This window comes from Pseudomonas sp. TE9122, from assembly GCF_056278925.1.
Genome location: NZ_JBWBQI010000001.1, coordinates 3,951,690 through 3,975,936 on the forward strand (window position 1 = coordinate 3,951,690; position 24,247 = coordinate 3,975,936).

Sequence of the window (24,247 nt, forward strand, 5' to 3'; positions counted from 1 at the left end):
TCCACAATAAGGGTTTACGAAAGCATTCCCTTGCAGGAGTGAGCCCTGTGGCGAGGGGATGTCCCCGATCGACTGCGCAGCAGTCGCGAAATCATTACATGCGGTATTTCAGACACTGCACCGCTGCAACTTTCCGGGGTCGCTTCGCAACCCATCGGGGATGAATCCCCTCACCACAAAGGCTCACTCCTACAGGGGCCAAGCATTACTTGGCCGACTGAACTGCCGCGCCGAGTTTCTTCGCCGCATCGGCCGGGTCGGCTTTCGGGTCGTTGATGTAGTTGGTGACTACGTCAAAGAACGCGCCCTGCACCGCCAGCGTGGTCGCCATGTTGTGCGCCATGCTTGGTTGCAGGCCGCCGGACTTGGCGTCCGCCAGGAAGTCTTTGGCAGCGGTCTGTGCGCAGGAGTCGAAGCCGAGCTTGTCCATGTTGTTCAACATGTCGTTGCGCACCGGGATCGAGCCTTTGTTGATGCTGAAGACTTTCTGGAAGTTCTCACCCAGCACGACTTTGGCGATGTCCTGCTGACCGGCCGCAGTGCCTGCATCCTTCTGCTTGAACACGGCCAGCGAGTCGATGTTGTAGGTGAACGCCTTGTCAGTGCCCGGGAACGCTACGCACTCGTAGTCCTTGCCGGCGACTTTCTTGGCGGCGGTCCATTCGGACTTGGCCCAGTCACCCATGATCTGCATGCCGGCCTTGCCGTTGATGACCTTGGCCGCTTCGAGGTTCCAGTCCTGGCCTTTGCCGTCAGCGTCCATGTAGGTCGCGACTTTCTTGAGCTCAGTGAGCGCCTTGACCATTTCCGGGCCGGTCAGCGCTTTGTTGTCGAGATCAACCAGGGCTTTCTTGTAGCCATCCACGCCCATGACCGAGAGCACCACGGCTTCGAACACGGTGCTGTCCTGCCAAGGCTGACCGCCGTGGGCGAGCGGAATGAAGCCCGCCGCTTTCAGCTTGTCGCCGGCTGCATAGAACTCTTCGAGGGTGGTTGGATTCTTGGTGATGCCGGCTTTCTTGAAGACTTCCGGATTGATCCACAGCCAGTTCACGCGGTGAATGTTCACCGGCACGGCCACGTAATCACCGTCGTACTTCACGGTATCGGAGACTTTCTTGTCGAGCAGGCTGTCCCACTTTTCCGACTTGGCGACGTCTTTCAAAACGTCGGTGTCGAGCAGGCCGGTCGACGCCCATTCCTGGATGTCCGGGCCTTTGATCTGCGCTACGCCTGGCGGGTTGCCGGCAACGGCACGGCTTTTCAGCACGGTCATGGCAGTCGCACCGCCACCACCGGCAACGGCGCCGTCCTTCCAGGTGAAACCGTCTTTTTCGACTTGGGCCTTGAGCACATCGACAGCGGCTTTTTCGCCACCGGAAGTCCACCAGTGCACGACTTCGACCGAACCTTTGGAATCGGCGGCGGAGACACTGAGCGGCAGGATTGCGAGCGGGAACAGGGAGGCGACAGAAATGACAGTAGCGAGGCGAGAAATCGCATTCATTCGAGATGTACCTTTCTTGTTGTTATGCATTGCAAGTCTGGTGCTTGCGCTGCACGGAGTTTAAACAGAGCGTTTCGCTTCGCAGGTAACGAAGGGACGCGTAAATGTCACGACATGGTTACACAGGCACAGGCCAGGACAACTGCGCCAAAGCCGTGGCAATGCTCGGCGCCAGCGGCAATCGCGGAATCAACACAGCCTGCCAGGCGTGATACAGATCGGGTTTACCCGGCCAGATATCGGCACTTGGCACATTCTGCGGATTGAGTTCGTGGTGCCAACTGCCGTTGCAGCGGTCGATGAAATTCGTCTCGCAGAACTCCCAGAACAGCCGGTACCAGGTTTCGTATTGCGCGTCGCCGGTGCGTTTGAGCAAGGCACTGGCGGCGGCGCTGGCTTCGGCATGCGTCCAGTGCAGACGATGGCGGACCACGGCTTTGTTGTGCCAGTCGAGGGTGTAGACGATGCCCGGCGCGCCATCGACATTCCAGCCGTGGCGGCAATTGTTTTCGAAGAGTTTTTGCGCATCGACGGCCAGCCAGCCCGGCGTCAGCATGCCGGCCTGCACCCGCGCGGCTTCAAGGTGCAGGAGCAAGCGCGCCCATTCGAAACCATGGCCCGGCGTGGTGCCGTAAGGACGGAAACCGTCGGCGGGGTTGTCATGGTTGTATTCGCGCAGCGGTTGCCAGTCGCGATCGAAGTGTTCGATGACCATGTAATCGTTGGCTGCAGCGTGGCCATGGATCACCCGCTCGACGATGCGCTGGGCGCGCACCAGCCAGCGCGGATCTTCGGTGACATCGGCCAGCGCGAGGAATGCTTCGGTCGCGTGCATGTTGCTGTTGGCGCCGCGATAGGCTTCTTCTTCGCTCCAGTCGCGGTTGAAGAATTCGCGCATGGCGCCCTCTTCTTCGCTCCAGAAATAAGTGTCGATGATGTCGATTGCGTCATCGAGCAAAGCTTGGGCGCCGGGCCGTTGCGCGACCACGGCAGAGCTGGCGGCGAGTGCGACAAAGGCGTGCAGATAGGCGTTCTTGCCGGTGTTGTCGTCACGATGCTGGGCAACCGCAAACCAGCCGCCATGCAGCGCATCACGCAGCGGCCCGCGCAACGCGGCGATACCGTGGTCGACCAGCTCGGCAAACCCCGGCAGGCCCTGAATGTGCGCCATGGCGAAACTGTGGGTCATGCGCGCGGTGTTCATGGTTTCGGCTCGTGCGTGCGCCGGCAAACGGCCGCGTTCGTCGAGGTTGCCGAAGCCTTCGGGCAGTCGTGATGCCTTGGCGAAATCCAGCAGACGCAGGCCTTCGGCGGCTAGCCATTGCTGGTGGGCAGGGGCGTTCAGCCAACTGCTGAAGTCTGGATGAAAGGTGTCCATGGCGTGACCCTTTTTTGTTGTTAGGACTGCGGGCAGTCTAAACAACGGGCCGGGGCGGGCTTGTAACGAAGGGGACGGGGTTTGTCACTGGCTCGTGACAAAAGAGAAGAGCAAAAGCACCCTCACCCCAACCCTCTCCCTGTATGTACCGGACACATGGTGGACAGGTGTTCGGAGACATGGTGGACACTTTTTAATAGGCACATTGCTCATCATCAAGGAAATGACCTGTGTCCTGGCAAGAGGCATCCACCATGCAACTTCGTACAGAGTTTGTTCATTTGGCTCGGCAAGAAGGGGTGAATATTCGGCAGCTTTGCCGTCGATTCAATATCAGCCCAAGTACTGCCTACAAATGGCTCAACAGGTTTGAAACCTCGGGTGCAGAGGGCTTGCACGATCAGTCCCGGCGACCAAAAACATCCCCCAAACGTTGTGCTGATGAGGTTGAGCAGCAAATTTTGACCATGAGTCAGCAATACGAGGCTTGGGGCGCCCGCAAGCTCAAGCGCGTGCTGGAAGATGAAGGCGCTGTGATGCCCTCCGTCAGCACGGTGCATGCGGTTTTGCAGCGTCATTCGCGTGTTGATCCAAAGGCTGCCGAGATCAAACCATTTATCCGCTTTGAGCACGAGGCGCCTAACGATCTATGGCAGATCGACTTCAAGGGACATTTCAGTCTGAGCCACGGACGTTGTCATCCATTCACAGCCCTGGATGATCACTCACGCTTTTCGCTGTGCATTGCCGCATGTGCCAATGAACAGCGCCAAACGGTACAGGACCATCTAATCCGGTCGTTTCGACGCTACGGCCTGCCGTTGCGCATGACGATGGACAACGGCTCGCCATGGGGCGATCAGACAGGCGTTTACACCGCGCTGGAAGTCTGGCTGATGAGCCAGGGCATCAAGGTCGGCCACTCCCGGCCTTATCACCCGCAGACTCAGGGAAAACTGGAGCGCTTCCACCGCAGCCTGAAAAATGAAGTCCTGCAAGGCCGGTTTTTCACCGATCTCGACGACGCACAACGGGCGTTTGATACCTGGCGCGACATCTACAACCAGAAACGCCCTCATCAGGCGCTGGGCATGGCGGTGCCGGCGACTCGTTACAGTGGCAGCCCACGGGAATATCAGGAGCAACCGGCGGAGCCGGAGTACAACGACGCAGATGTGGTCAGGAAGGTACAGGTGGGAGGCGAAATCTTCTGGAGGAATCGGGAATACAAGATCGGGAAGGCTTTTTATGGCAGGTGCATAGCGATCAGGGAGACGACGGAGGACGGTATCCACGATGTCTACTGGAGTAGACATCGTGTCGCTCGAATCGACTTGAACTTGCAGATCGTGACGGCAGGTAAGAAGATCTAAAACCGTCCACCATGTCTCCGAACATGTGTCCACCATGTCCCCGGTACATACACTCCCGGAGGGAGAGGGGGCCGACCGAGGTGTCTTGCGTCCTCCGTCGACCTGAAAAATATTGGCGATTATGGATTCACCACCGCATTTACAGGTCAGCGCACCTCAGCAGCATCCCCCAATCGGTCCCCTCTCCCTCTGGGAGAGGGCTAGGGTGAGGGGCTTTTCGGGGCTAATCCACAGACCGAGGCAACTGCAACGTCACCCGCAACCCACCCTCACGCAGGTTCTGCAACGTCACCTCGCCGCCATGGCTATGGGCGATGTTGCGCGCAATGCCCAGTCCCAATCCGTAGCCCTGCTGCTGTCCCGCCAAACGGAAGTGCGGCTCGAACACTTGCTCCAGCCGCTGCTGCGGCACACCCGGCCCTTCATCGTCGACGTGCAAAACGAACGCGCTGTCATCGTCATCGATGTGCAGATGCGCGTTCTGCCCGTACTTCAAGGCGTTGTCGATCAGGTTGCCGATGCAGCGCTTGAGCGCCAGTGGTTTGCCCGGATACGCCGACAGTGCGCGGCCATGCTGAGTGACGCGGCCATTGCCGTTCGGCGCCAGATACGGCTCGACCAGGCAATCGAGGACATGGTTGAGATCCACCGGCTCGATGTTCTCGTGGATGTCGGTGTCTTTCACGCATTGCAACGCGCCTTTGACCAGCAGCTCCAGCTCATCCAGATCGCGGCCGAACTTGGCTTGCAGCTGTTCGTCTTCGAGCAGTTCGACGCGCAAGCGCAGACGGGTGATCGGCGTGCGCAGGTCATGGGAAATCGCGCTGAACAACTGGCTGCGTTCGGTCAGGTAGCGGCTGATGCGTTCGCGCATGGTGTTGAACGCGCGGCCAACTTCGACCACTTCACTGCCACCGCCCTCCGCCACTGGCTCGACGTCCGCGCCCAGCGACAGATCCCGCGCCGCCCGCGCCAGACGCTTGAGCGGCCGGCTCTGCCAGTGCACCAGCAGGCCGATGAACAACAACAGAAAGCCGCTGGTGAGGACGATAAACCACACCTGCTGCGCCGGCAGGCCTTGTTCTTCGAGACTGGTATACGGCTCGGGCAGCAACGAGGCGATGTACAGCCATTCGCCCGGGGCCATTTGAATCTGCGTGACCAGCACCGGCGGATTCACCGGTTCAAGCGTCAACGCGTAGTGCGCCCAGGAGCGCGGCAATTCATCAAGTTTCAGCCCGGCGTTGAAAATGCGCAGGTCTTCGGGGCTGACGAAGGTCACCGAAATATCCGTGTCATGGCCCAGAGACTGGCGCAGCACTTCGTCCACCGCTTGCATCACCGCAGCCTTGCGCGGCGTCACCGGCAGCACGTCCATGCCCAGCGGCTTATCGTTCAGCGTCACGACAAACCGGGTGCCGCCCATGCTGCGCAATTGATCGAGCACCAGCGGTCGATAGGCCACTGGCAGGGAACGGAAATAGCTGACGCTGGCGGTCATCGAATGCGCCAGGCTGCGGGCACTGGTGACCAGGCCTTCGAGCTGGGTGGCGCGCAACTGCGAGACCCAGATCACGCTCGACAGCGTCTGCGCGAACAACACCGCGAGCAGAGTCAGCAGCAGCATCCGCCCGAGCAGCGAGCGCGGCACCGGTATGCGACTGGCGAATTTGCGCAGCGACTCAGTGAGCATTGCCGGCAACCACATTGGCTGCCAACTGATAGCCGCTGCCGCGCACGGTGCGGATCAACCGTGGCGGTTTTTCGGTGTCGCGCAAGCGTTGACGCAAACGGCTGACGGCCATGTCGACGATGCGATCGAGCGGCATCAGATCGCGGCCACGGGTGGCGTTGCCGATGGTGTCGCGGTCGAGGATTTGCTGCGGATGATCGAGGAACAGTTTCAGCAGAGCGAAATCGGCGCCGGAAAGGATCACTTCCTCGCCGTCAGTGTGGAACAGCCGATGGCTGACCGTGTCCAGGCGCCATTCGTCGAAGACCAGCACTTCGCTGCCGCTACGTTCGTGGGCGAACTGTGCGCGGCGCAGCAGGGCCTTGATCCGCGCTTGCAGTTCGCGCGGGCTGAACGGTTTGCCAAGGTAGTCGTCGGCGCCGAGTTCCAGACCGATCACCCGGTCGGCTTCGTCGGAACTGGCAGTCAGCATGATGATTGGCACCTGTGCCTGACGCGGGTGCTGGCGTACCCAACGGCACAGGCTGAAGCCGTCTTCGTCGGGCAGCATGACATCGAGGATCACCAGATCGCTCGGCGCCTCGTTGAGCGCCTGACGAAAACCGGCACCATCGGCGGTGGCCCGCACCTGGAACCCGGCGCGGGTCAGGTAGGTTTCCAGCAACTCGCGTATTTCCTGGTCGTCATCGACCAACAATATCGACTTGTTGACTGAGCTCACTTCGAAGGCATCCTTGTTGTTGGAGTTGGGCGGATTATGCCTTAAGCATCAAACTAACAGACACTACAGAAACCCTTGTGGGAGCGAGCCTGCTCGCGAATCGGTTTTAACATTCAACAGATCTGTTGACTGACACACCGCTTTCGCGAGCAGGCTCGCTCCCACAATTGGATTGCATTTCAGGTCGGGATTGATTGATCCAGCGCCACACCGGCACCAACGAGGCCGGAGTACGGCGCCGTCACCAGCCACACCGGGATGCCTTTGAAGTAATCGCTCATGCAGCCTTTGTCGGCGAAGCAGCGGGCGAAGCCGCTGGCGAGGAAGAAATCGGCGAAGCGGGGAATCACCCCGCCAACGATAAACACCCCGCCGCGCGCGCCAGTGGTAAGCACGTTGTTGCCGGCGACGCGGCCGAGCCAGCAGCAGAACTGCTCGAGCACTTCCAAAGCGATCGGGTCACCGGCAAGGCCGGCGGCGGTGATCGCTTCCGGCGTTTCAAGCGTAGGCTCATGACCATCCACCGCGCAGATCGCCCGGTACAGCCGAGGCAGGCCGCCGCCGCTCAACGCGGTTTCCGCGCTGACATGGCCGATCTCGTTGTAGATGTGTTGCCACAGTTGCGTTTCGCGTGGACTGCTCAGCGGCAGGTCGACGTGGCCGCCCTCGCCCGGCAACGCCGCGAAGCGCCCTTCGCCGAGATCGAGCAAGGTGCCGACGCCCAGGCCAGTGCCGGGGCCGATCACCACCGCCGGGCGCAACGGCTCCGGCGTGCCTTCGCAAACCACACGGAATTCGCCCGGCTGCAAGCGGGTCATGCCCAGCGCCATCGCCGAGAAGTCGTTGGTCAGCAACAACTGCTCGACCTGCAAGGTCTTGCAAAACGCGCTGCGGCTGAGCCGCCAGTGATTGTTGGTGAACTTGAACTCATCGCCGCTCACCGGACCTGCCACCGACAGGCACACCGAGCCGATCGAGCCCGGCGCCAGACCGAGCCCGCTCAGGTACAAGGCGATTGCCTCTTCCGGGCTGGCGAAGTCGGCCGTGGCCAGCACCTGAACCGATTGCAGTTGCTGGTTTTGCCACAACGCGAACCGCGCGTTGGTGCCTCCGATGTCACCGACCAAAGCCAGTTTCAATTAAGCGTCTCCAGGGCAGAAGTGAAGGCGCTGGCGCCCTGCTCCGCCGAGCTGAAGGCCATGCGCATGAAGCCAAACAGCTCGCGGCCGCTGCCGATGTTGTTGCCCAACAGGCCTTTGGCAGGTTCGCGCGCTGCAAATTCGGCGGCGTCGACCTTCAGTTCCAAGGTGCCTTTGACGCCATCGACGCGGATGATATCGCCCTCTTGCACGCGCGCCAAAGCGCCACCGACATAAGCTTCCGGGCTGACGTGAATCGCTGCGGGGATTTTCCCAGACGCGCCGGACATGCGCCCGTCAGTCACCAGCGCGACTTTGAAGCCGCGATCCTGCAGTACGCCGAGGAATGGCGTCATCTTGTGCAGCTCCGGCATGCCGTTGGAGCGCGGCCCTTGGAAGCGCATCACGGCAACAAAATCCTTCTCCAGCAGACCGGCCTTGAATGCGTCCGCCAGATCCTGTTGATCCTGGAAGACCATCGCCGGTGCTTCGACGATCTGGTTCTCCAGCGCAACGGCGGAAACCTTCATCACGCCGCGACCGAGGTTGCCTTCCATCACCCGCAGTCCGCCTTCTTGCGAGAACGCACGGGACACCGGACGCAGAATGTTTTCGTCGAGGCTGTCGGTCGGGCCTTCACGCCAGACCAACTCACCGTTATCAAGGAACGGCTCTTTGGTGTACTGGCTCAGGCCATGGCCGAGCACGGTGTTGACGTCTTCATGCAGCAGGCCGGCGCCGAGCAGTTCGCGAATCAGGAACGACATGCCGCCCGCTGCCTGGAAGTGGTTGATGTCGGCTTTGCCGTTCGGGTAGACGTGGCTCAGGGTCGGGACGACTTCGGAGAGGTCGGCCATGTCCTGCCAGGTCAGCTGAATGCCAGCGGCCATGGCGATGGCCGGCATGTGCAAGGTGTGGTTGGTCGAGCCGCCGGTGGCGTGCAGGGCAACGATGGAGTTGACCAGCGCCTTTTCGTCGACGATTTCGCCGATCGGCATGAAGTTGCCGTTCTGCTTGGTCAGGCGCGTGACCTGATGCGCGGCTTCGCGGGTGAGCGCGTCGCGCAGCGGCGTGTTCGGGTTGACGAAAGAGGCGCCCGGCAAGTGCAGGCCCATGACTTCCATCAGCAACTGGTTGGTGTTGGCGGTGCCGTAGAAGGTGCAGGTGCCCGGGCTGTGGTAGGACTTCATCTCCGATTCCAGCAGCTCTTCGCGGGTCGCCTTGCCTTCGGCGTACTTCTGGCGGACGTCGGCTTTTTCCTTGTTGGAAATCCCCGACACCATCGGCCCGCCCGGTACGAAAATGGTCGGCAGATGACCGAAACGCAGCGAACCCATCATCAGGCCCGGAACGATCTTGTCGCAGATGCCGAGCATCAGCGCGCCGTCAAACATGTTGTGCGACAGCGCCACGGCGGTGGACATCGCGATCACTTCGCGGCTCGGCAGGCTCAGTTCCATGCCCGGCTCGCCTTGGGTCACACCGTCGCACATTGCCGGAGTGCCGCCGGCGAACTGACCGACCGAGCCGATTTCGCGCAGGGCGTTCTTGATCTGTTGTGGAAAGACTTCGTACGGCTGGTGCGCAGAAAGCATGTCGTTATACGAAGACACAATGGCGATGTTCGCCGAGTTCATCATCCGCAGGCTGTGCTTGTCTTCAGTGCCGCAACCGGCCACGCCGTGGGCGAAGTTGGCGCATTGCAGCTTGCCGCGCATCGGGCCGTCGGTGGCGGCGCCGCGAATCAATGCAAGGTAAGCCTGACGCGTGGCGCGGCTGCGGGCGATAAGCCGTTCGGTGACCTCAAGAACGCGGGGATGCATGTGTAGAACTCCAGGCTAACGGATGTGGCGACCTGATTGTCTATGCTGATCAAACGCCGTTGTTGTTGGAATGACAGACGGCTTTTTTGACCATTCGGACCAGTTGATTCAGGTCACTCGTTGTAGATAAAACAAAATATTGCCACTAAAAAGGCTTGTTTTCTATTTTTATGCGAATAATCTTGTAATTCCAACAACAAAACGACGGCGGCGCTGTTCCATGACTCTTCGAATCGCAATCAATGGTTTTGGCCGCATCGGCCGTAATGTCCTGCGCGCACTGTATACCCAAGGCTATCGTCAAGACCTGCAGATCGTCGCGATCAACGATCTGGGTGACAGTTCGATCAATGCCCATCTGCTCAAATACGACACCGTCCACGGCACTTTCGACGCCGAAGTGGCGCACGATAACGAAAGCCTGACGGTCAATGGCGACCGCATCGCGGTCAGCGCCATTCGCAACCCGGCCGACCTGCCGTGGGCCGCAGAAAAAATCGACGTAGTGTTCGAATGCACCGGGCTGTTCACCGACCGTGCCAAAGCCGCCGCGCATATCAGCGCCGGCGCCCGCAAGGTGATCATTTCTGCCCCGGCCAAAGGCGCGGACGCCACCGTCGTTTATGGCGTCAACCACGACATTCTGCGTCAGTCGCACCAGATCATTTCCAACGCTTCGTGCACCACCAACTGCCTCGCGCCAGTGGCGCAGGTGCTGCATCGCGAGTTGGGCATCGAAAGCGGCCTGATGACCACCATCCACGCCTACACCAACGACCAGAACCTCACCGACGTCTATCACAGCGACCCGTACCGCGCCCGTTCCGCCACGCAGAACATGATCCCGAGCAAGACCGGCGCAGCCGAAGCGGTAGGCCTGGTGCTGCCGGAACTGGCGGGCAAATTGACCGGCATGGCTGTGCGCGTACCGGTGATCAATGTGTCGCTGGTCGACCTCACCGTGCAACTGAAGAAAGAAGCCAGTGCCGACGAAGTCAACGCCCTGCTGAAAGCGGCGAGCCAGCATTCGAAGATTCTCGGTTACAACACCTTGCCGCTGGTTTCCAGCGACTTCAACCACAACCCGCTGTCGTCGATCTTCGACGCCAACCACACCAAGGTCAGCGGCAAGTTGCTGAAAGTGCTGGCCTGGTACGACAACGAATGGGGCTTCTCCAACCGCATGCTGGATAACTGCCTGGCGTTGTGTAACGCCGAATAATCCCGGCCGGTCCCCAATCCCTGTGGGAGCGAGCCTGCTCGCGAAAGCTATATGTCAGTCAATATGGAGCTGACTGACACAACGCCTTCGCGAGCAGGCTCGCTCCCACAGGAGATCCGATTTCAATTTGAAATCAGCGCTTGACCATTCAGCTGGATGATAAGCATTATCATTCGCTCGAAATGGATCAGGTCCTCCCGTGAGTCAATCGCGCTTCAACCACGTCTTCCTCGCCCAGCGCACTTCCCTGCTGCGCACGCTGGAACGGATGGTCAACAATCACAGCACCGCTGAAGACCTGTTGCAGGAGACCTACCTGCGCGTGACCCGGGCGTTGAGCGAACGGGCCATCGATCACCTTGAACCCTTTGTCTTCCAGACCGCGCGCAATCTGGCGCTGGACCATTTGCGTGCGCGCAAGATTCATGCGCGGACCATGGTCGACGACGTGCCGCAAGATGTCGTGCAGAGCATCGCCGCGCCGGCCAGCAGCGCCGAAGACGCTGCCCACGCCGAACAACTGCTGGAGCGTTTGAACGTGAGCCTCAGCCAACTCAGCCCGCGCCAGCAACAGATCTTCATCCTCAGCCGCCTGCACGGGCACAGTTATCAGGAAATCGCCAATGAACTGAACGTGTCGCTGAGCACCGTGCAGAAAGAACTGAAACTGATCATGTCGATCTGCATTGGCGTCGCCGAACGACATAACGGCAGCGGCAAGCTTTGAGCTGCAAGCTACAGGTAAAAACAAAAAGCGGTAACGCATCCGGCTTGCAGCTTGCAGCTTGAAGCTAGAAACTGCTTCGCCAGAAGCCCTGAGGAACCACCGTGACGGACACCCACCGCTCGCCTTCGCCCGATTCGGCGCGGGACGCTGCAGCTGCAATGGACCAGGCGCTGGACTGGCTCATCGTGCTCGGCAGCCCGGATGAGGAACAGACCCGGCAATTTCATGCCTGGCTGGCGGCTGATCCGTTGAATGCCGAGGCGTTCGCCAAGGCCCAGGCCATCTGGGAAGGCCCGCAAGTCGCACTGTGCGCCGAGGCTCTGGCGACAAAACCGGTAAAAATCACCTTCCTCAAACGCTTGCGCCCACACTGGAAACCGCTGGCCACCGCTGCGGTGCTGATCCTTGGGCTGTTCAGTTTCAGTAATTTGCCGATGCGCATTCAAGCGGATCACCTGACCGTGGTCGGCGAGCGTCAGCGACTGCAACTGGAGGACGGCTCGAAGGTCCTGCTCAATACCAACTCGGCGTTTTCCAGCACCATCAACGATCAACAGCGCGTGGCCCGGCTGTTTCAGGGCGAGGCGTTTTTCGAGATCGCCAGCGGGCGCAATCAGCCGCTGGAGATCGACGCAGGTCCGGTAACGGCCAGCGTCCACGACACCGCATTCGCCGTGCGCTACCTCGACGGGGTCGCGCAAGTGAATGTGCAACGTGGCGATGTCGATCTGCGCGCCACCCACAACGATGCCCGGGTGCGCCTGCGTGCCGGGGAAAGCATTCGCATCGGCCCCAACGGTTTTGATCGCCCGGCCAAGCTCGACGCCAATGCCGATCTGGCCTGGGTTGAAGGCCGTCTGGTGTTCGAGAACTGCCCGCTGAATCAGGTGCTGGCCGAGCTGCGCCGCTACTACCCGGGCTGGATCATCAACAACAACGAGCACCTGGCCGACGTCGCCGTCACCGGCAATTACCGTCTCGACCAGCCGCTTGACGTGGTCCGCTCCCTCGCCCACATCACCTCGGCGCGCCTGCAGGAATTCCCGGCACTGGTGATCCTGAACTGAATGAGAATTATTTTTACTCGATAGCCAGCGACAGTACGTCTCGTTATAGCCAATGCAATTGATTCGCATCTAACCATGCCGATCAGCACCTATAAAGATTCGTGCGACACGGAGCGCTATCGATGTCCTCACGCCTTACCCGCCAGACTTCCTCCCCTTCCCGCGTGCTGTCGCTGCTGACTGCGGCCATTCTCATGGCCGGCACCGCGCCGCTGCTCGCCGCCGCCGAGCAACCGACACGCAACATGGGCGATTACGCCTTCGCCATCGGCCAGCAACCGCTGGTTTCGGCACTGAATGCCTTTACCGCCGTGACCGGTTGGCAGGTCGGCTTGCCGGCCGAGTTGGGGCAGAACGTCTCGTCGCCGGGCGTGCGCGGTTCGCTGCCGCCGGAGAAAGCCCTCGAACGCCTGTTGGTGGGGACCAACCTGAGCTTTCGCAAACTGAGCAACAACAATGTCGTGCTGGAAAAACGCAACAGCAGCGGCACGCTCAATCTCGATCAGGTGACCATCAGCGCCACTCGCCAGGAACAGTCGGTCAACAGCGTGCCCTCGACCGTCAGCGTGCAGGAGCGCCAAGCGCTTGACCGCAACAACGTCAACACCATCAAGGATCTGGTGCGCTACGAACCGGGCGTTTCCGTTGGCGGTGCCGGCCAGCGCGGCGGCATCAGCGGCTACAACATTCGCGGTATCGACGGCGACCGCATCCTGACTCAAGTCGATGGCGTGGAAATCCCCAACGGCTTCTTCAACGGCCCGTATGCCAAGAGCCAGCGCAACTACGTCGACCCGGAAATCGTCAAGCGTGTGGAAATCCTCCGTGGCCCGGCCTCGGTGCTGTACGGCAGCAACGCCATTGGCGGCGCGGTCAGCTATTACACGCTGGACGCCGACGACATCATCAAACCGGGCAAGGACGTCGGCGCGCGTCTGAAAAGCGGTTACAGCTCCGCCGACGACAGCTGGCTGAAATCCGCCACCGTCGCTGGCCGCAGCGGTGAGTTCGACGGCTTGCTGCATTACAGCCAGCGCGACGGACACGAAACCGAGTCCTTCGGCGGCAATAACGGCACCGGCCTTGCGCGCACCGCCGCCAACCCGGAAGACGTGCGCGCAACCAACGTCCTGGCCAAGCTCGGCTGGAATTACAACGACGATTCGCGTCTGGGCCTGACCTACGAAAAGTACAAGGACGATCGCGACACCGACCAGAAAAGTGCGTACGGCGGCCCGTACTTCAATGGCGCGCCGACCATTCCGAGCAGCGTCCTGCCCGGCGGCATGTACCAGTGGCGCACCGGTAACGACACCATCACCCGCGAGCGTTTCGGCATCGAACACGCGTTCGCCCTCGACAGCCTGCTCGCCGATAACGTCAAGTGGAGCCTCAATCACCAGATCGCCAAGACCGACCAGAGCACCGAAGAGTTGTACTACCCGATCACCCGTAAAGTGCAGCGTACCCGCGACACGCTCTACGAAGAAAAACAGTGGGTGTTCGACGCGCAACTGGACAAGGCTTTCGCCATCGGTGACACCGATCACCTGCTGACTTACGGCACCACGATCAAACAGCAGAAAGTCACCGGCTCACGCAGCGGCGACGGCACGTGTGTGGCCGTCGGTCGCGGCTGCACGGCGATTGGCGCGACGAGTCCGGCAGATGTGCTGGCCAAGGCCACTGATTTCCCCGATCCGACCATCAACACCTACAGCCTGTTTGCTCAGGATCAGATCAGCTGGAACGACTGGACCTTCCTGCCGGGCCTGCGCTACGACTACACCCAGCTCAAGCCGCACATCACTGAAGAGTTCCTCAACACCGTGAACGCCGACGGCCAGGGCACGGTCAGCGACAAGAACAAGACCTGGCACAAGGTGTCGCCGAAATTCGGCCTGACCTATGCACTGACGGACAACTACACCTGGTACGGCCAGTACGCCGAAGGCTTCCGCACGCCCACGGCAAAATCGCTGTACGGGCGTTTCGAGAACAATACGACCGGCTACACCGTAGCGCCCAACTCCGACCTCGAGCCGGAAAAGAGCAAAGGCTTCGAAACCGGCCTGCGCGGGAATTTCGAGCAGGGTTCGTTCGACGTCGCGGTGTTCTATAACAAGTACCGCGACTTCATCAACGAGGACGCGGTCAAGCCGGGCGACGATCAGTTGACCTTCCAGAGCAACAACATCAAGCGCGCCACCATCAAGGGTGCGGAAGTCAAAGGTCGCTTGAACCTGGATGCGTTCGGCGCGCCGCAAGGCCTGTATACCCAAGGCTCGATCGCCTACGCCTACGGTCGCAACAACGACAGCGGCGAGCCGATCAACAGCGTCAATCCGCTCACCGGCGTGTTCGGTCTCGGTTACGACCAGGACACCTATGGCGGTTTGCTGAGCTGGACCGTGGTGAAGAAAAAGGACCGCGTCGACGACAGCAACTTCAAGTCGCCGGACGGCGTCAGCAGTCAGTTCAAGACCCCGGGCTTCGGCATTCTCGATCTGGCCGGCTATTACAAGGTGACCGACGACGTCACCGTCAGCGGCGGCGTCTACAACCTGACCGACAAGAAATACTGGCTATGGGATGACGTGCGCGGTTACGACAGCGTCGGCGAAGCGTCGGTGACGCAACCGGCCAACCTTGATCGGCTGACCCAACCGGGGCGCAACTTCGCGATCAACCTGATCTGGGACATCTGATCCGGCCGGCCTCACTGCGCGTGTTCTCGCCGCGCAGTGAGGTTTTTTTTACTGTCCGGCGCCCGCCCGTACGTCTTGTTATCAAGCGCCTCATCTATCAAGGACACCCCATGACTACCCCGGAAAAAACCCTGCGTTCGCAACGCCTGAACCAGATCACCCATGAGCCGCACAGCAAACTCGATGCCCTGGTCAAAGCCCACGCACCATTCGAAACCCGCGCCAGCTTCACCCGTTTCGTCGTTGCGCAATACCTGTTCCAGGCGGAACTGGTCGAGCTGTACAACGATGCCGAACTGATCGCGATCGTCCCGGATCTGCCGGCCCGTTGCCGCGCCGAAGCGGCCAGGGCTGACCTTGCCGACCTCGACACCGAGGTTCCGGCCCCGGTGGCCGGCGCGCTGAAAAACCCGAGCAAGGCACGGGCGCTGGGCTGGATCTTCGTGTCGGAAGGTTCCAAGCTCGGCGCGGCGTTTTTGATCAAGCGTGCGGTGGCACTGGAACTGAGCGAAAGCTTCGGTGCCCGGCATCTGGCAGAACCGCAAGGTGGCCGCGCCGAGGGCTGGAAAAGCTTCGTACGCACCCTCGATGCGTTGCCGTTCACGGCAGAGGAAGAGGCGGAAGTGGAGCAAGGTGCGCTGGATGCGTTCAACCGCTTTACCGTGCTGCTGGAACGGGCTTATGCCATAGAAGCCGAAGTGGCCTGAAGCAACTCTTATCACTTGTGGGAGCGAGCCTGCTCGCGAAGACGGCAGCACATTCAACATCAATGTGCCTGATCAACCGCTTTCGCGAGCAGGCTCGCTCCCACAGAGCTCACCACAAATCTGTAAGATCCCCGTTCCGCTTCAGAAGCCGCCGCTGAGCCCATGCCCGCACCCGCCCCATCAAAACTCGCCCGTCTGCTGTTCGGCCTGCTGGCCTATGTCAGCCTCGGCATTGGCCTTGTCGCCATCGTCGTGCCCGGTCTGCCGACCACCGAGTTCATCCTCCTTGCCGCGTGGGCCGCGACCCGCAGTTCGCCGCGCCTGAGTGCGTGGCTGGAAAATCATCGCCTGTTCGGGCCGATCCTCAGTAACTGGCGCAACGGCAGGATCATCGCGCGCAAGGCCAAAGTCAGTGCCACCCTCAGCATGCTGCTGTGCGCCACTTTGATGCTGGTGATGCTCGATCACGGCTGGCCGATCTATCTGGCGATTGCCGGCATGGGCCTGGGCAACCTGTGGATCTGGTCGCGCCCGGAGACGCCCATCGCGGTAGTGAAACATCCCTGCAATTAAAGCCTTTTCAGCACTTTCCCCTGCGCAAACGTTTAGCAGCGACCGTCCGTCGGCAAGCGCCTCATGCCGTTTCGCTTAACGCCGATGAGCATTGAATGGCGCTGAATGGATTTGGCAAACCGGGCTTCAGGCCCAGCCACCTGTTTATTCCATTCGCGAGATCGCCCCATGTTCGACTCTCTGTCCATTCGCCTGAAAATCGTCCTGCTCTCCGGCCTTTGCCTGCTCGGAGTGGTGGTGCTGATTGTCAGCATGAACATCTACCAGACCAACCAGAACGACGCGCTGGTCAGTCAATCCAGCAACCAGTTGCTCACCGCCAGCGTGCAGAACCTGCTGCAGGCCAAGGCCGCCGAGCAAGCGGTGCGGGTGCAGAAAACCTTTGGTGAAAGCCTGCTCGTGGTCACCGCCCTCGCCGACCAGATCAAGGATCTGCGGACGATGGCGGCCAAGCGTTCGCTCGAAGCCGGCGCTGTTCGTGAAGAGTTGAACCAGAGCCTGAAAACCGCCTTCGAGCGCAACGATAAAGTCCTCGGCATCTGGCTGGCCTTCGAACCCAACGGCCTCGACGGCAAGGACAGCGAATTCGCCAACGATGCCGCGCGGCAGTCCAACGAAGCCGGGCGATTCGCCTCGTACTGGAGTCGTGCCGCCGGCGCCGCACTGAATACGATCATGGTCGAAGATGACCTGACCAAGACCACCCTCAGCGTCAGCGGCACGCCGTACAACAGTTGGTACACCTGCCCTCGCGACAACAAGCGCACCTGCCTGCTCGACCCGTATGCCGACACCGTCGGTGGCAAGGAAATGCTCATGACGACCATTTCCGTGCCAGTGATGGTCGACGGCAAAGCGATCGGTGTGGTCGGTGTCGACATCGCGCTCGACGCCCTGCAAGCCGCCGCCGTCGACTCGCAGCGCAGCCTGTTCAACAACGCCGGGCATATGCTGATCGTCTCCGGCAGCGGCGTGCTGGCGGCCGACAGTGCTGACGCGACGCGGGTCGGCAAAAAAATCGGCGACACCCTCGGCGCTGACGGCAAGGATGTATTGCAACTGGTCGGCAGCGGCACGGCAAAAATTCTCCAACAGGGCGAGCTGATTCGCGCGGTTTACCCGGTCGATCCGATCGGCAATTCGCGTGCCTGGGGCGTGGTCATCGACCTGCCCGAGCACGTGCTGCTGGCCGACTCGGTGAAACTGCAAGCGGTGCTGGATGACGCGCAACAAACCGGCGTCATCACTGCCCTGCTGGTGGCGGGCGTGGCCGGTCTGGTCGGCCTCCTGCTGATCTGGCTCACCGCCTCCGGCGTCACCCGTCCGATCAACAGCGTCGCCGACATGCTGAAGAACATTGCCAGCGGCGAAGGCGATCTGACCCAGCGCCTGAACTACAGCAAGAAAGATGAACTGGGCGAACTGGTGAACTGGTTCAACCGCTTCCTCGACAAGCTTCAGCCGACCATCGCGCAGATCAAACAGAGCATCACCGAAGCGCGCGGCACGGCCGATCAGTCGTCGGAAATTGCCCGGCAGACCAGCGAAGGCATGCAGGTGCAGTTCCGCGAAATCGATCAGGTCGCCACCGCGTCCAACGAAATGAGCGCCACCGCCCACGACGTCGCCAACAGTGCCTCGAACGCGGCCAACGCCGCCAAGGGTGCCGATCAGTCGGCGAAGGACGGTATGGCGATCATCGAGCGCAGCACCCGCGACATCAATCAGCTGGCCGATGAAGTCAGCAAAGCGGTGACCAAAGTCGAAGCGCTGGCGGTCAACAGCGAGCAGATCGGTTCGGTGCTGGAAGTGATTCGCAGCATCGCCGAACAGACCAACCTGCTGGCCCTCAACGCTGCTATCGAAGCCGCCCGCGCCGGCGAAAGCGGTCGCGGTTTTGCCGTGGTCGCCGATGAGGTGCGCAACCTGGCCAAGCGCACGCAGGATTCGGTGGAGGAAATCCGCATCGTTATCGAGCGCATTCAGACCGGCACCCGTGGCGTGGTCGCGACCATGCATTCGAGCCAGACCCAGGCGCACAACAATGCCGGGCAGATTCGTCAGGCCGTTGATGCGCTGGGCAAGATCAGCGACGCGGTGACGGTGATCAGCGACATGAACCTGCAGATCGCCAGTGCCGCCGAAGAGCAAAGCGCAGTGGCCGAAGAGGTCAACCGCAACGTCTCGGCGATCCGCACCGTCACCGAAACCCTGACCGAGCAGGCTACCGAATCGGCAGCGATCAGCAGCCAGCTCAACAGCCTGGCGAGCCAGCAGATGAAATTGATGGATCAGTTCCGCGTGTAACGGCCCAGCATAAATCCCTGTGGGAGCGAGCCTGCTCGCGAAGCGGTCGTCATATCCAACATCCGTGTTGACTGACACGACGCCTTCGCGAGCAGGCTCGCTCCCACTGGGGAAACGGGTTCACATCCTGGTTTCATCTAAACCGCGATTCTTTTGCACTATCATCGCCCTCTCGTTCCGGAGGGCCTTCGATGACTGATCTGCTCACGTCCATCCAAACCGCACTCGGCCTGCCTCGCACGCCCATCCCCTTCAACGGTGAAGGCGCGTTGCCCTCGGCGTTCGCAGTCACTGAACTGGCCTGCGCCAGCATCGCCGTTGCCGGGCAAGCGCTCAGCGAATTGCTTCACCCGCAAACCGGGCACTTGCCTGCGGTTGCAGTCGACCGGCGCCTGGCCTCGTTCTGGTTCTCCACCTCGCTTCGCCCGATCGGCTGGCAGGTGCCGCCGTTATGGGACGCGATCGCCGGCGACTATGCGACCCGGGACGGCTGGATCCGTCTGCACACCAACGCTCCGCATCACCGCGCCGCCGCTGAACGCGTGCTCGGTGCCTGCGCCGACCGCGCCGCAATGGCGGCAAAAGTCGCGCAATGGGACAGTGCGGATCTGGAACAAGCAGTGGTCGACGCCAACGGCTGCGCCGCCGAGATGCGCAGTTGGGCGCAGTGGCAGCAACATCCGCAGGGGCTGGCGGTGCATGCCGAAGCGCTGGTGCAGTTCATCGAGCAGACGGACGAGAAACGCACCGCCTGGCAAGGCTCGATCGCACGACCGCTGGCCGGGATCAAGGTGCTCGACCTGACCCGCGTGCTCGCCGGTCCCAGCGCCAGCCGCTTCCTCGCTGGGCTGGGCGCCAACGTGCTGCGCATCGATCCACCGAGCTGGAACGAACCCGGCGTCGTTCCGGAAATGACTGTCGGCAAGCGCTGTGCGCGGCTGGATCTGCAAGTGCCAGCGGATCGCGCAGTGTTCGAAGGTTTATTGCAAGACGCCGACATCTTGCTCCACGGCTATCGCGCCGATGCGCTGGAACATCTGGGGTTTGGTATTGAACGCCGAAGGCAACTGGCACCGGGGCTGATCGACGTCTGCCTCAATGCCTACGGCTGGAGCGGCCCCTGGCAGAACCGCCGGGGCTTCGACAGCCTGGTGCAGATGAGCAGCGGCATCGCCGAGGCCGGACAGCGCTGGAAGCACAGTGATAAACCGACGCCACTGCCGGTGCAGGCACTGGATCATGCGACCGGGTATCTGATGGCGGCGAGTGCAATAAGGCTGCTGACTGAACGACTGGCCAGCGGTCGCGGGGGTTCGGCGCGGTTGTCGCTGGCGCGTACGGCGAAGCTGTTGCTTGAGCATGGGCCGGGGATGCTTGACCCGCTGCGGGCTGAAGACGCACTGGATCAGGATCCGGCGATTGAACAGACCGCGTGGGGGCCGGCGCGGAGGTTGCGCGTGCCGCTGCAGATCAGCGGGACGGCGATGCGGTGGAATTGGCCGGCGACGGAGTTGGGCTCGCATCCTCCGTGTTGGCCATGAGAAGCCCCTCACCCTAGCCCTCTCCCAGAGGGAGAGGGGACTGATTGGGGGATATTGGAGAGTTACGCCGACGTGAAAGATTTTCGTCGAATCCATAATCGACTCGATCGCTCAGGACGATGTATAGCGCCAGACACCTCGGTCGGTCCCCTCTCCCAGAGGGAGAGGGGACTGATTGGGGGATATTGGAGAGTTACGCCGACGTGAAAGATTTTCGTCGAATCCATAATCGACTCGATCGCTCAGGTCGATGTATAGCGCCAGACACCTCGGTCGGTCCCCTCTCCCAGAGGGAGAGGGGACTGATTGGGGGATATTGGAGAGTTACGCCGACGTGCAAGATTTTCGTCGAATCCATAATCGACTCGATCGCTCAGGTCGATGTATAGCGCCAGACACCTCGGTCGGCCCCCTCTCCCTCTGGGAGAGGGCTGGGGTGAGGGGCGGCTTTTCAGATCACAACGACAACACTCCGCTATACAACCCATACGCCGCCAGCCCCGCCCCGATCACCACGCAAGCAAAAATCCCCTTTTCCACCGTAGTGAACACCGGTTGCCCCTGTTCACGCTTGGCCTTGGCAAACAGAATCACCCCCGGCGCATACAGCAGCGCCGACAGCAGCAGATACTTCACCCCACCGGCATACAACAGCCACACCGCGTAAACCAGTGCGATGCCGCCGATCAGCAGATCCTTTGTACGTTCCGCCGAGGCGTGTTCGTAGGTTTCGCCGCGCCCGCTGAGCAGCACCGCGTAGGCAGCCGACCACAAATACGGCACCAGAATCATCGACGAGGCCAGGTAAATCAGACTGGTGTAAGTGCCCGCCGAGAACAATGTGATCAGCAGGAAAATCTGGATCATCACATTGGTCAGCCACAGCGCGTTGACCGGCACGTGGTTCTTGTTTTCCTTCTTCAGGAACGCCGGCATGGTTTTGTCTTTGGCCGTGGCGAAGAGGATTTCCGCGCACAGCAAGGCCCATGACAACAACGCGCCCAACAGCGAAATCGCCAGCCCGACGCTGATCAGCAACGCGCCCCACGGCCCGACGATGTGCTCGAGCACCGCTGCCAGCGAAGGGTTCTGCAGATTGGCCAGTTCCGGCTGGCTCATGATCCCCAGCGACAGCACGTTGACCAGCACCAGCAGCGCCAGCACGCCAAGAAACCCGATCACCGTGGCGCGGCCGACGTCGCTGCGTTTTTCTGCGCGAGCCGAATAGACGCTGGCGCCTTCGATGCCGATGAACACGAACACGGTGACCAGCATCATGTTGCGCACCTGATCCATCACCCCGCCGAAGTTCGGGTTGCTGCGGCCCCAGATGTCACGGGTGAAAATGTCAGCCTTGAATGCCACGGCAGCGATGACGATGAACATGATCAGCGGCACGACCTTGGCCACGGTGGTCAGCTGGTTGATCAGCGCCGCCTCCTTGATCCCGCGCATCACCAGAAAATGCACCGCCCACAACAGCAGCGAGGCGCAGCCGATGGCGATCGGCGTGTTGCCCTGGCCGAATACCGGGAAGAAATAACCGAGGGTGCTGAACAGCAACACAAAATAGCCGACGTTGCCCAGCCAGGCGCTGATCCAGTAACCCCACGCCGACGAAAAGCCCATGTAATCGCCGAACCCGGCCTTGGCGTAGGCGTAGACGCCCGAGTCCAGCTCCGGTTTGCGATTGGCCAGGGTCTGAAAGACGAAGGCCAGCGTCAGCATGCCGATTGCGGTGATGCCCCAGCCGATCAGGATCGCCCCGGCATCGGCGCGCGCCGCCATGTTTTGCGGCAACGAGAAAATCCCCCCGCCGATCATCGACCCCACCACCAGCGCGATCAACGCACCAAGGCGCAGCTTTTGCGTCGGTTGCGACATGCAGATCTCCTTGAAAGAGCCGTTGTTGTTTATTTGTAACAACAGCCGACTAAAAGCCTAAGGGTAGATGACGTTTATCAGGTAATGGCCAATTTCGCACCGTTATATATAGCCGACCACGATAACGCTTAGCACGTTAAGTCAGTTTTGTGCGCCAATCTTGATTATTCAATTCTGTACTGAAAACAGATGACGGACATTTGCCAAACGCGGAAAAGCAACTAGCGTCATAGTTCGAAAGCATTAATTGCTATTCCCAATTGCGTCAGCGAAACGGCTCTGGGACGGGCCTTCCAGAGCACAGTGTTATGCCCGCAACGGGTGGATAAGTCATTCATTAACAATGGAATGTGGCCATGCACTGATCCAAGTCAGCTATTCGAACAGACAACGGTACTAGGCTGTGAGCTCTCCTTTCCTGCAATGGAGTCATGCAAATGTCTGAAGCGCCCGGAAAACTAAGACTCGGTGCACTGGTTGCACTGGTAGTCGGTTCAATGATTGGCGGCGGGATATTTTCGTTGCCACAAAACATGGCCGCCAGCGCCGACGTCGGTGCAGTGCTCATCGGCTGGGCCATCACCGCAGTCGGCATGCTCACCCTCGCATTTGTCTTTCAGACCCTCGCCAATCGCAAGCCTGATCTGGACGGCGGAGTCTACGCCTACGCCAAGGCCGGATTCGGCGACTACATGGGTTTCTCATCGGCCTGGGGCTACTGGATCAGCGCCTGGCTGGGCAACGTCGGTTACTTCGTTCTGCTGTTCAGCACCCTCGGCTATTTCTTTCCGATCTTCGGCGAAGGCAATACCCCGGCGGCGGTGATCGGCGCGTCCTTGCTGCTGTGGGGCGTGCATTTCCTGGTGTTGCGCGGGATCAAGGAAGCGGCGTTCATCAACCTGGTGACCACCGTCGCCAAGGTCGTGCCGCTGCTGCTGTTTGTATTGATCGCAGTCTTCGCGTTCAGACTGGACATCTTCACCGCCGACATCTGGGGCGTGAAAAACCCCGATCTGGGCAGTGTGATGAACCAGGTGCGCAACATGATGCTGGTCACCGTCTGGGTGTTCATCGGTATCGAAGGCGCGAGCATCTTCTCCGCCCGCGCCGAGAAACGCTCGGATGTCGGCAAGGCCACCGTGATCGGCTTCATCACCGTGCTGCTGTTTCTGGTGCTGGTGAACGTGCTGTCGCTGGGCATCATGACCCAGCCGGAACTGGCGAAACTGCAGAACCCGTCGATGGCCGCCGTGCTTGAGCATGTGGTCGGTCACTGGGGGGCGGTGCTGATCAGCGTCGGCTTGATCATCTCGCTGCTCGGTGCGCTGCTGTCGTGGGTGCTGCTGTGTGCGGAGATCATGTTCGCCGCCGCCAAAGACCACACCATGCCGGAGTTTCTGCGCAAGGAAAACGCCAACCATGTGCCGGTCAACGCCCTGTGGCTGACCAACGCGATGGTGCAGGTGTTCCTGATCATCACCCTGTTCTCGGCCAGCACTTACCTGTCACTGATCTACCTCGCCACCTCGATGATTCTGGTGCCGTACCTGTGGTCAGCGGCCTATGCCCTGCTGCTGGCGGTGCGCGGCGAGAGCTACGAAGGCTTCGCCGCCGAGCGGCGCAAGGATCTGATCATCGGCGGTATCGCCCTGATCTACGCGGTGTGGTTGTTGTATGCCGGCGGGGTCAAGTACCTGCTGCTGTCGGCCCTGCTCTACGCGCCCGGCGCGATCCTGTTCGCCAAGGCCAAGCTGGAACTCAAACAACCGGTTTTCACCAACGTCGAGAAGCTGATTTTCGCCGCAGTGGTCGTGGGCGCCGTGGTGGCGGCCTATGGTCTCTACGATGGCTTCCTGACGCTGTAACCCCTGATTGAA

Annotated in this window: 17 protein-coding genes and 1 pseudogene; 11 read left to right on the forward strand and 7 right to left on the reverse strand. The window is 60.8% G+C overall.

Features of this window, described 5'->3' with window-relative positions:
• Nucleotides 1-205: 205 nt before the first annotated feature.
• Entirely contained in the window at nt 206-1,507 is a 1,302-nt protein-coding gene (locus ACZ9BE_RS17815) for an ABC transporter substrate-binding protein (protein ID WP_024014061.1), read from the reverse strand.
• A gap of 118 nt (nt 1,508-1,625) precedes the next feature.
• On the reverse strand, nt 1,626-2,885 hold the full coding sequence (locus ACZ9BE_RS17820) for a D-mannose isomerase (protein ID WP_476249754.1): 1,260 nt from the start codon (nt 2,883-2,885) through the stop codon (nt 1,626-1,628).
• A gap of 230 nt (nt 2,886-3,115) precedes the next feature.
• Between ACZ9BE_RS17820 and ACZ9BE_RS17825 the strand changes: the two genes are divergently transcribed.
• Nucleotides 3,116-4,258, forward strand: coding sequence for an IS481 family transposase (locus ACZ9BE_RS17825; protein WP_122740574.1), 1,143 nt, complete (start codon nt 3,116-3,118; stop codon nt 4,256-4,258).
• Between the two features lie 223 nt (nt 4,259-4,481).
• On the opposite strand, the gene ACZ9BE_RS17830 is transcribed toward ACZ9BE_RS17825, so the two are convergent.
• The 4 genes from ACZ9BE_RS17830 to edd all read right to left on the reverse strand — a co-directional run bounded on the left by ACZ9BE_RS17830 (nt 4,482) and on the right by edd (nt 9,634).
• Nucleotides 4,482-5,951, reverse strand: coding sequence for an ATP-binding protein (locus ACZ9BE_RS17830; protein ID WP_056787959.1), 1,470 nt, complete (start codon nt 5,949-5,951; stop codon nt 4,482-4,484).
• Nucleotides 5,941-6,672: a response regulator gene (locus ACZ9BE_RS17835; RefSeq protein WP_236168331.1), complete on the reverse strand. Its 732-nt coding sequence runs from the start codon at nt 6,670-6,672 to the stop codon at nt 5,941-5,943. The genes ACZ9BE_RS17830 and ACZ9BE_RS17835 overlap by 11 nt, the downstream gene beginning before the upstream one ends.
• 179 nt (nt 6,673-6,851) lie before the next feature.
• The gene (locus tag ACZ9BE_RS17840) at nt 6,852-7,811 is read right to left on the reverse strand and encodes a glucokinase (protein ID WP_056787957.1); all 960 of its coding nucleotides are present in this window, start codon (nt 7,809-7,811) and stop codon (nt 6,852-6,854) included.
• Complete coding sequence (gene edd, locus ACZ9BE_RS17845) at nt 7,808-9,634, reverse strand: phosphogluconate dehydratase (protein WP_016773527.1); 1,827 nt, start codon at nt 9,632-9,634, stop codon at nt 7,808-7,810. Before edd ends, ACZ9BE_RS17840 begins: the two co-directional genes overlap by 4 nt.
• Nucleotides 9,635-9,854: 220 nt before the next feature.
• Between edd and gap the strand changes: the two genes are divergently transcribed.
• The 9 genes and pseudogenes from gap to ACZ9BE_RS17890 all read left to right on the forward strand — a co-directional run bounded on the left by gap (nt 9,855) and on the right by ACZ9BE_RS17890 (nt 20,486).
• A complete protein-coding gene (gene gap / locus ACZ9BE_RS17850; RefSeq protein WP_016773526.1) occupies nt 9,855-10,856 on the forward strand; it encodes a type I glyceraldehyde-3-phosphate dehydrogenase in 1,002 nt (333 codons plus the stop codon).
• Between the two features lie 199 nt (nt 10,857-11,055).
• Nucleotides 11,056-11,583 carry an RNA polymerase sigma factor gene (locus ACZ9BE_RS17855; protein ID WP_041479774.1) on the forward strand — a complete coding sequence of 176 codons (528 nt, stop codon included), beginning with the start codon at nt 11,056-11,058 and terminating at the stop codon, nt 11,581-11,583.
• Between the two features lie 101 nt (nt 11,584-11,684).
• Nucleotides 11,685-12,650 (forward strand): FecR family protein, encoded by a 966-nt coding sequence (locus tag ACZ9BE_RS17860; protein WP_056787954.1) that lies wholly within the window; start codon nt 11,685-11,687, stop codon nt 12,648-12,650.
• 122 nt (nt 12,651-12,772) lie between these two features.
• Entirely contained in the window at nt 12,773-15,358 is a 2,586-nt protein-coding gene (locus ACZ9BE_RS17865) for a TonB-dependent receptor (RefSeq protein ID WP_476249755.1), read from the forward strand.
• Between the two features lie 110 nt (nt 15,359-15,468).
• A complete protein-coding gene (locus tag ACZ9BE_RS17870; protein WP_476249756.1) occupies nt 15,469-16,065 on the forward strand; it encodes a biliverdin-producing heme oxygenase in 597 nt (198 codons plus the stop codon).
• 162 nt (nt 16,066-16,227) lie between these two features.
• On the forward strand, nt 16,228-16,638 hold the full coding sequence (locus tag ACZ9BE_RS17875; protein ID WP_056787946.1) for a YbaN family protein: 411 nt from the start codon (nt 16,228-16,230) through the stop codon (nt 16,636-16,638).
• 441 nt (nt 16,639-17,079) lie between these two features.
• Nucleotides 17,080-18,087, forward strand: a pseudogene (locus tag ACZ9BE_RS17880) (methyl-accepting chemotaxis protein); the annotation flags it as partial.
• Nucleotides 18,088-18,189: 102 nt separating this feature from the next.
• Nucleotides 18,190-18,945: a methyl-accepting chemotaxis protein gene (locus tag ACZ9BE_RS17885; RefSeq protein ID WP_476250142.1), complete on the forward strand. Its 756-nt coding sequence runs from the start codon at nt 18,190-18,192 to the stop codon at nt 18,943-18,945.
• A gap of 191 nt (nt 18,946-19,136) precedes the next feature.
• Nucleotides 19,137-20,486, forward strand: a complete 1,350-nt coding sequence (locus ACZ9BE_RS17890) for a CoA transferase (RefSeq protein WP_476249757.1) — start codon at nt 19,137-19,139, stop codon at nt 20,484-20,486.
• A gap of 456 nt (nt 20,487-20,942) precedes the next feature.
• Here the strand turns inward: ACZ9BE_RS17890 and arcD (ACZ9BE_RS17895) are convergent, their stop codons facing one another.
• Complete coding sequence (gene arcD, locus ACZ9BE_RS17895; RefSeq protein WP_310217972.1) at nt 20,943-22,370, reverse strand: arginine-ornithine antiporter; 1,428 nt, start codon at nt 22,368-22,370, stop codon at nt 20,943-20,945.
• 437 nt (nt 22,371-22,807) lie between these two features.
• On the opposite strand from arcD (ACZ9BE_RS17895), the gene arcD (ACZ9BE_RS17900) reads away from it, so the two are divergent.
• On the forward strand, nt 22,808-24,235 hold the full coding sequence (gene arcD / locus ACZ9BE_RS17900; protein WP_016773517.1) for an arginine-ornithine antiporter: 1,428 nt from the start codon (nt 22,808-22,810) through the stop codon (nt 24,233-24,235).
• Nucleotides 24,236-24,247 lie beyond the last annotated feature (12 nt).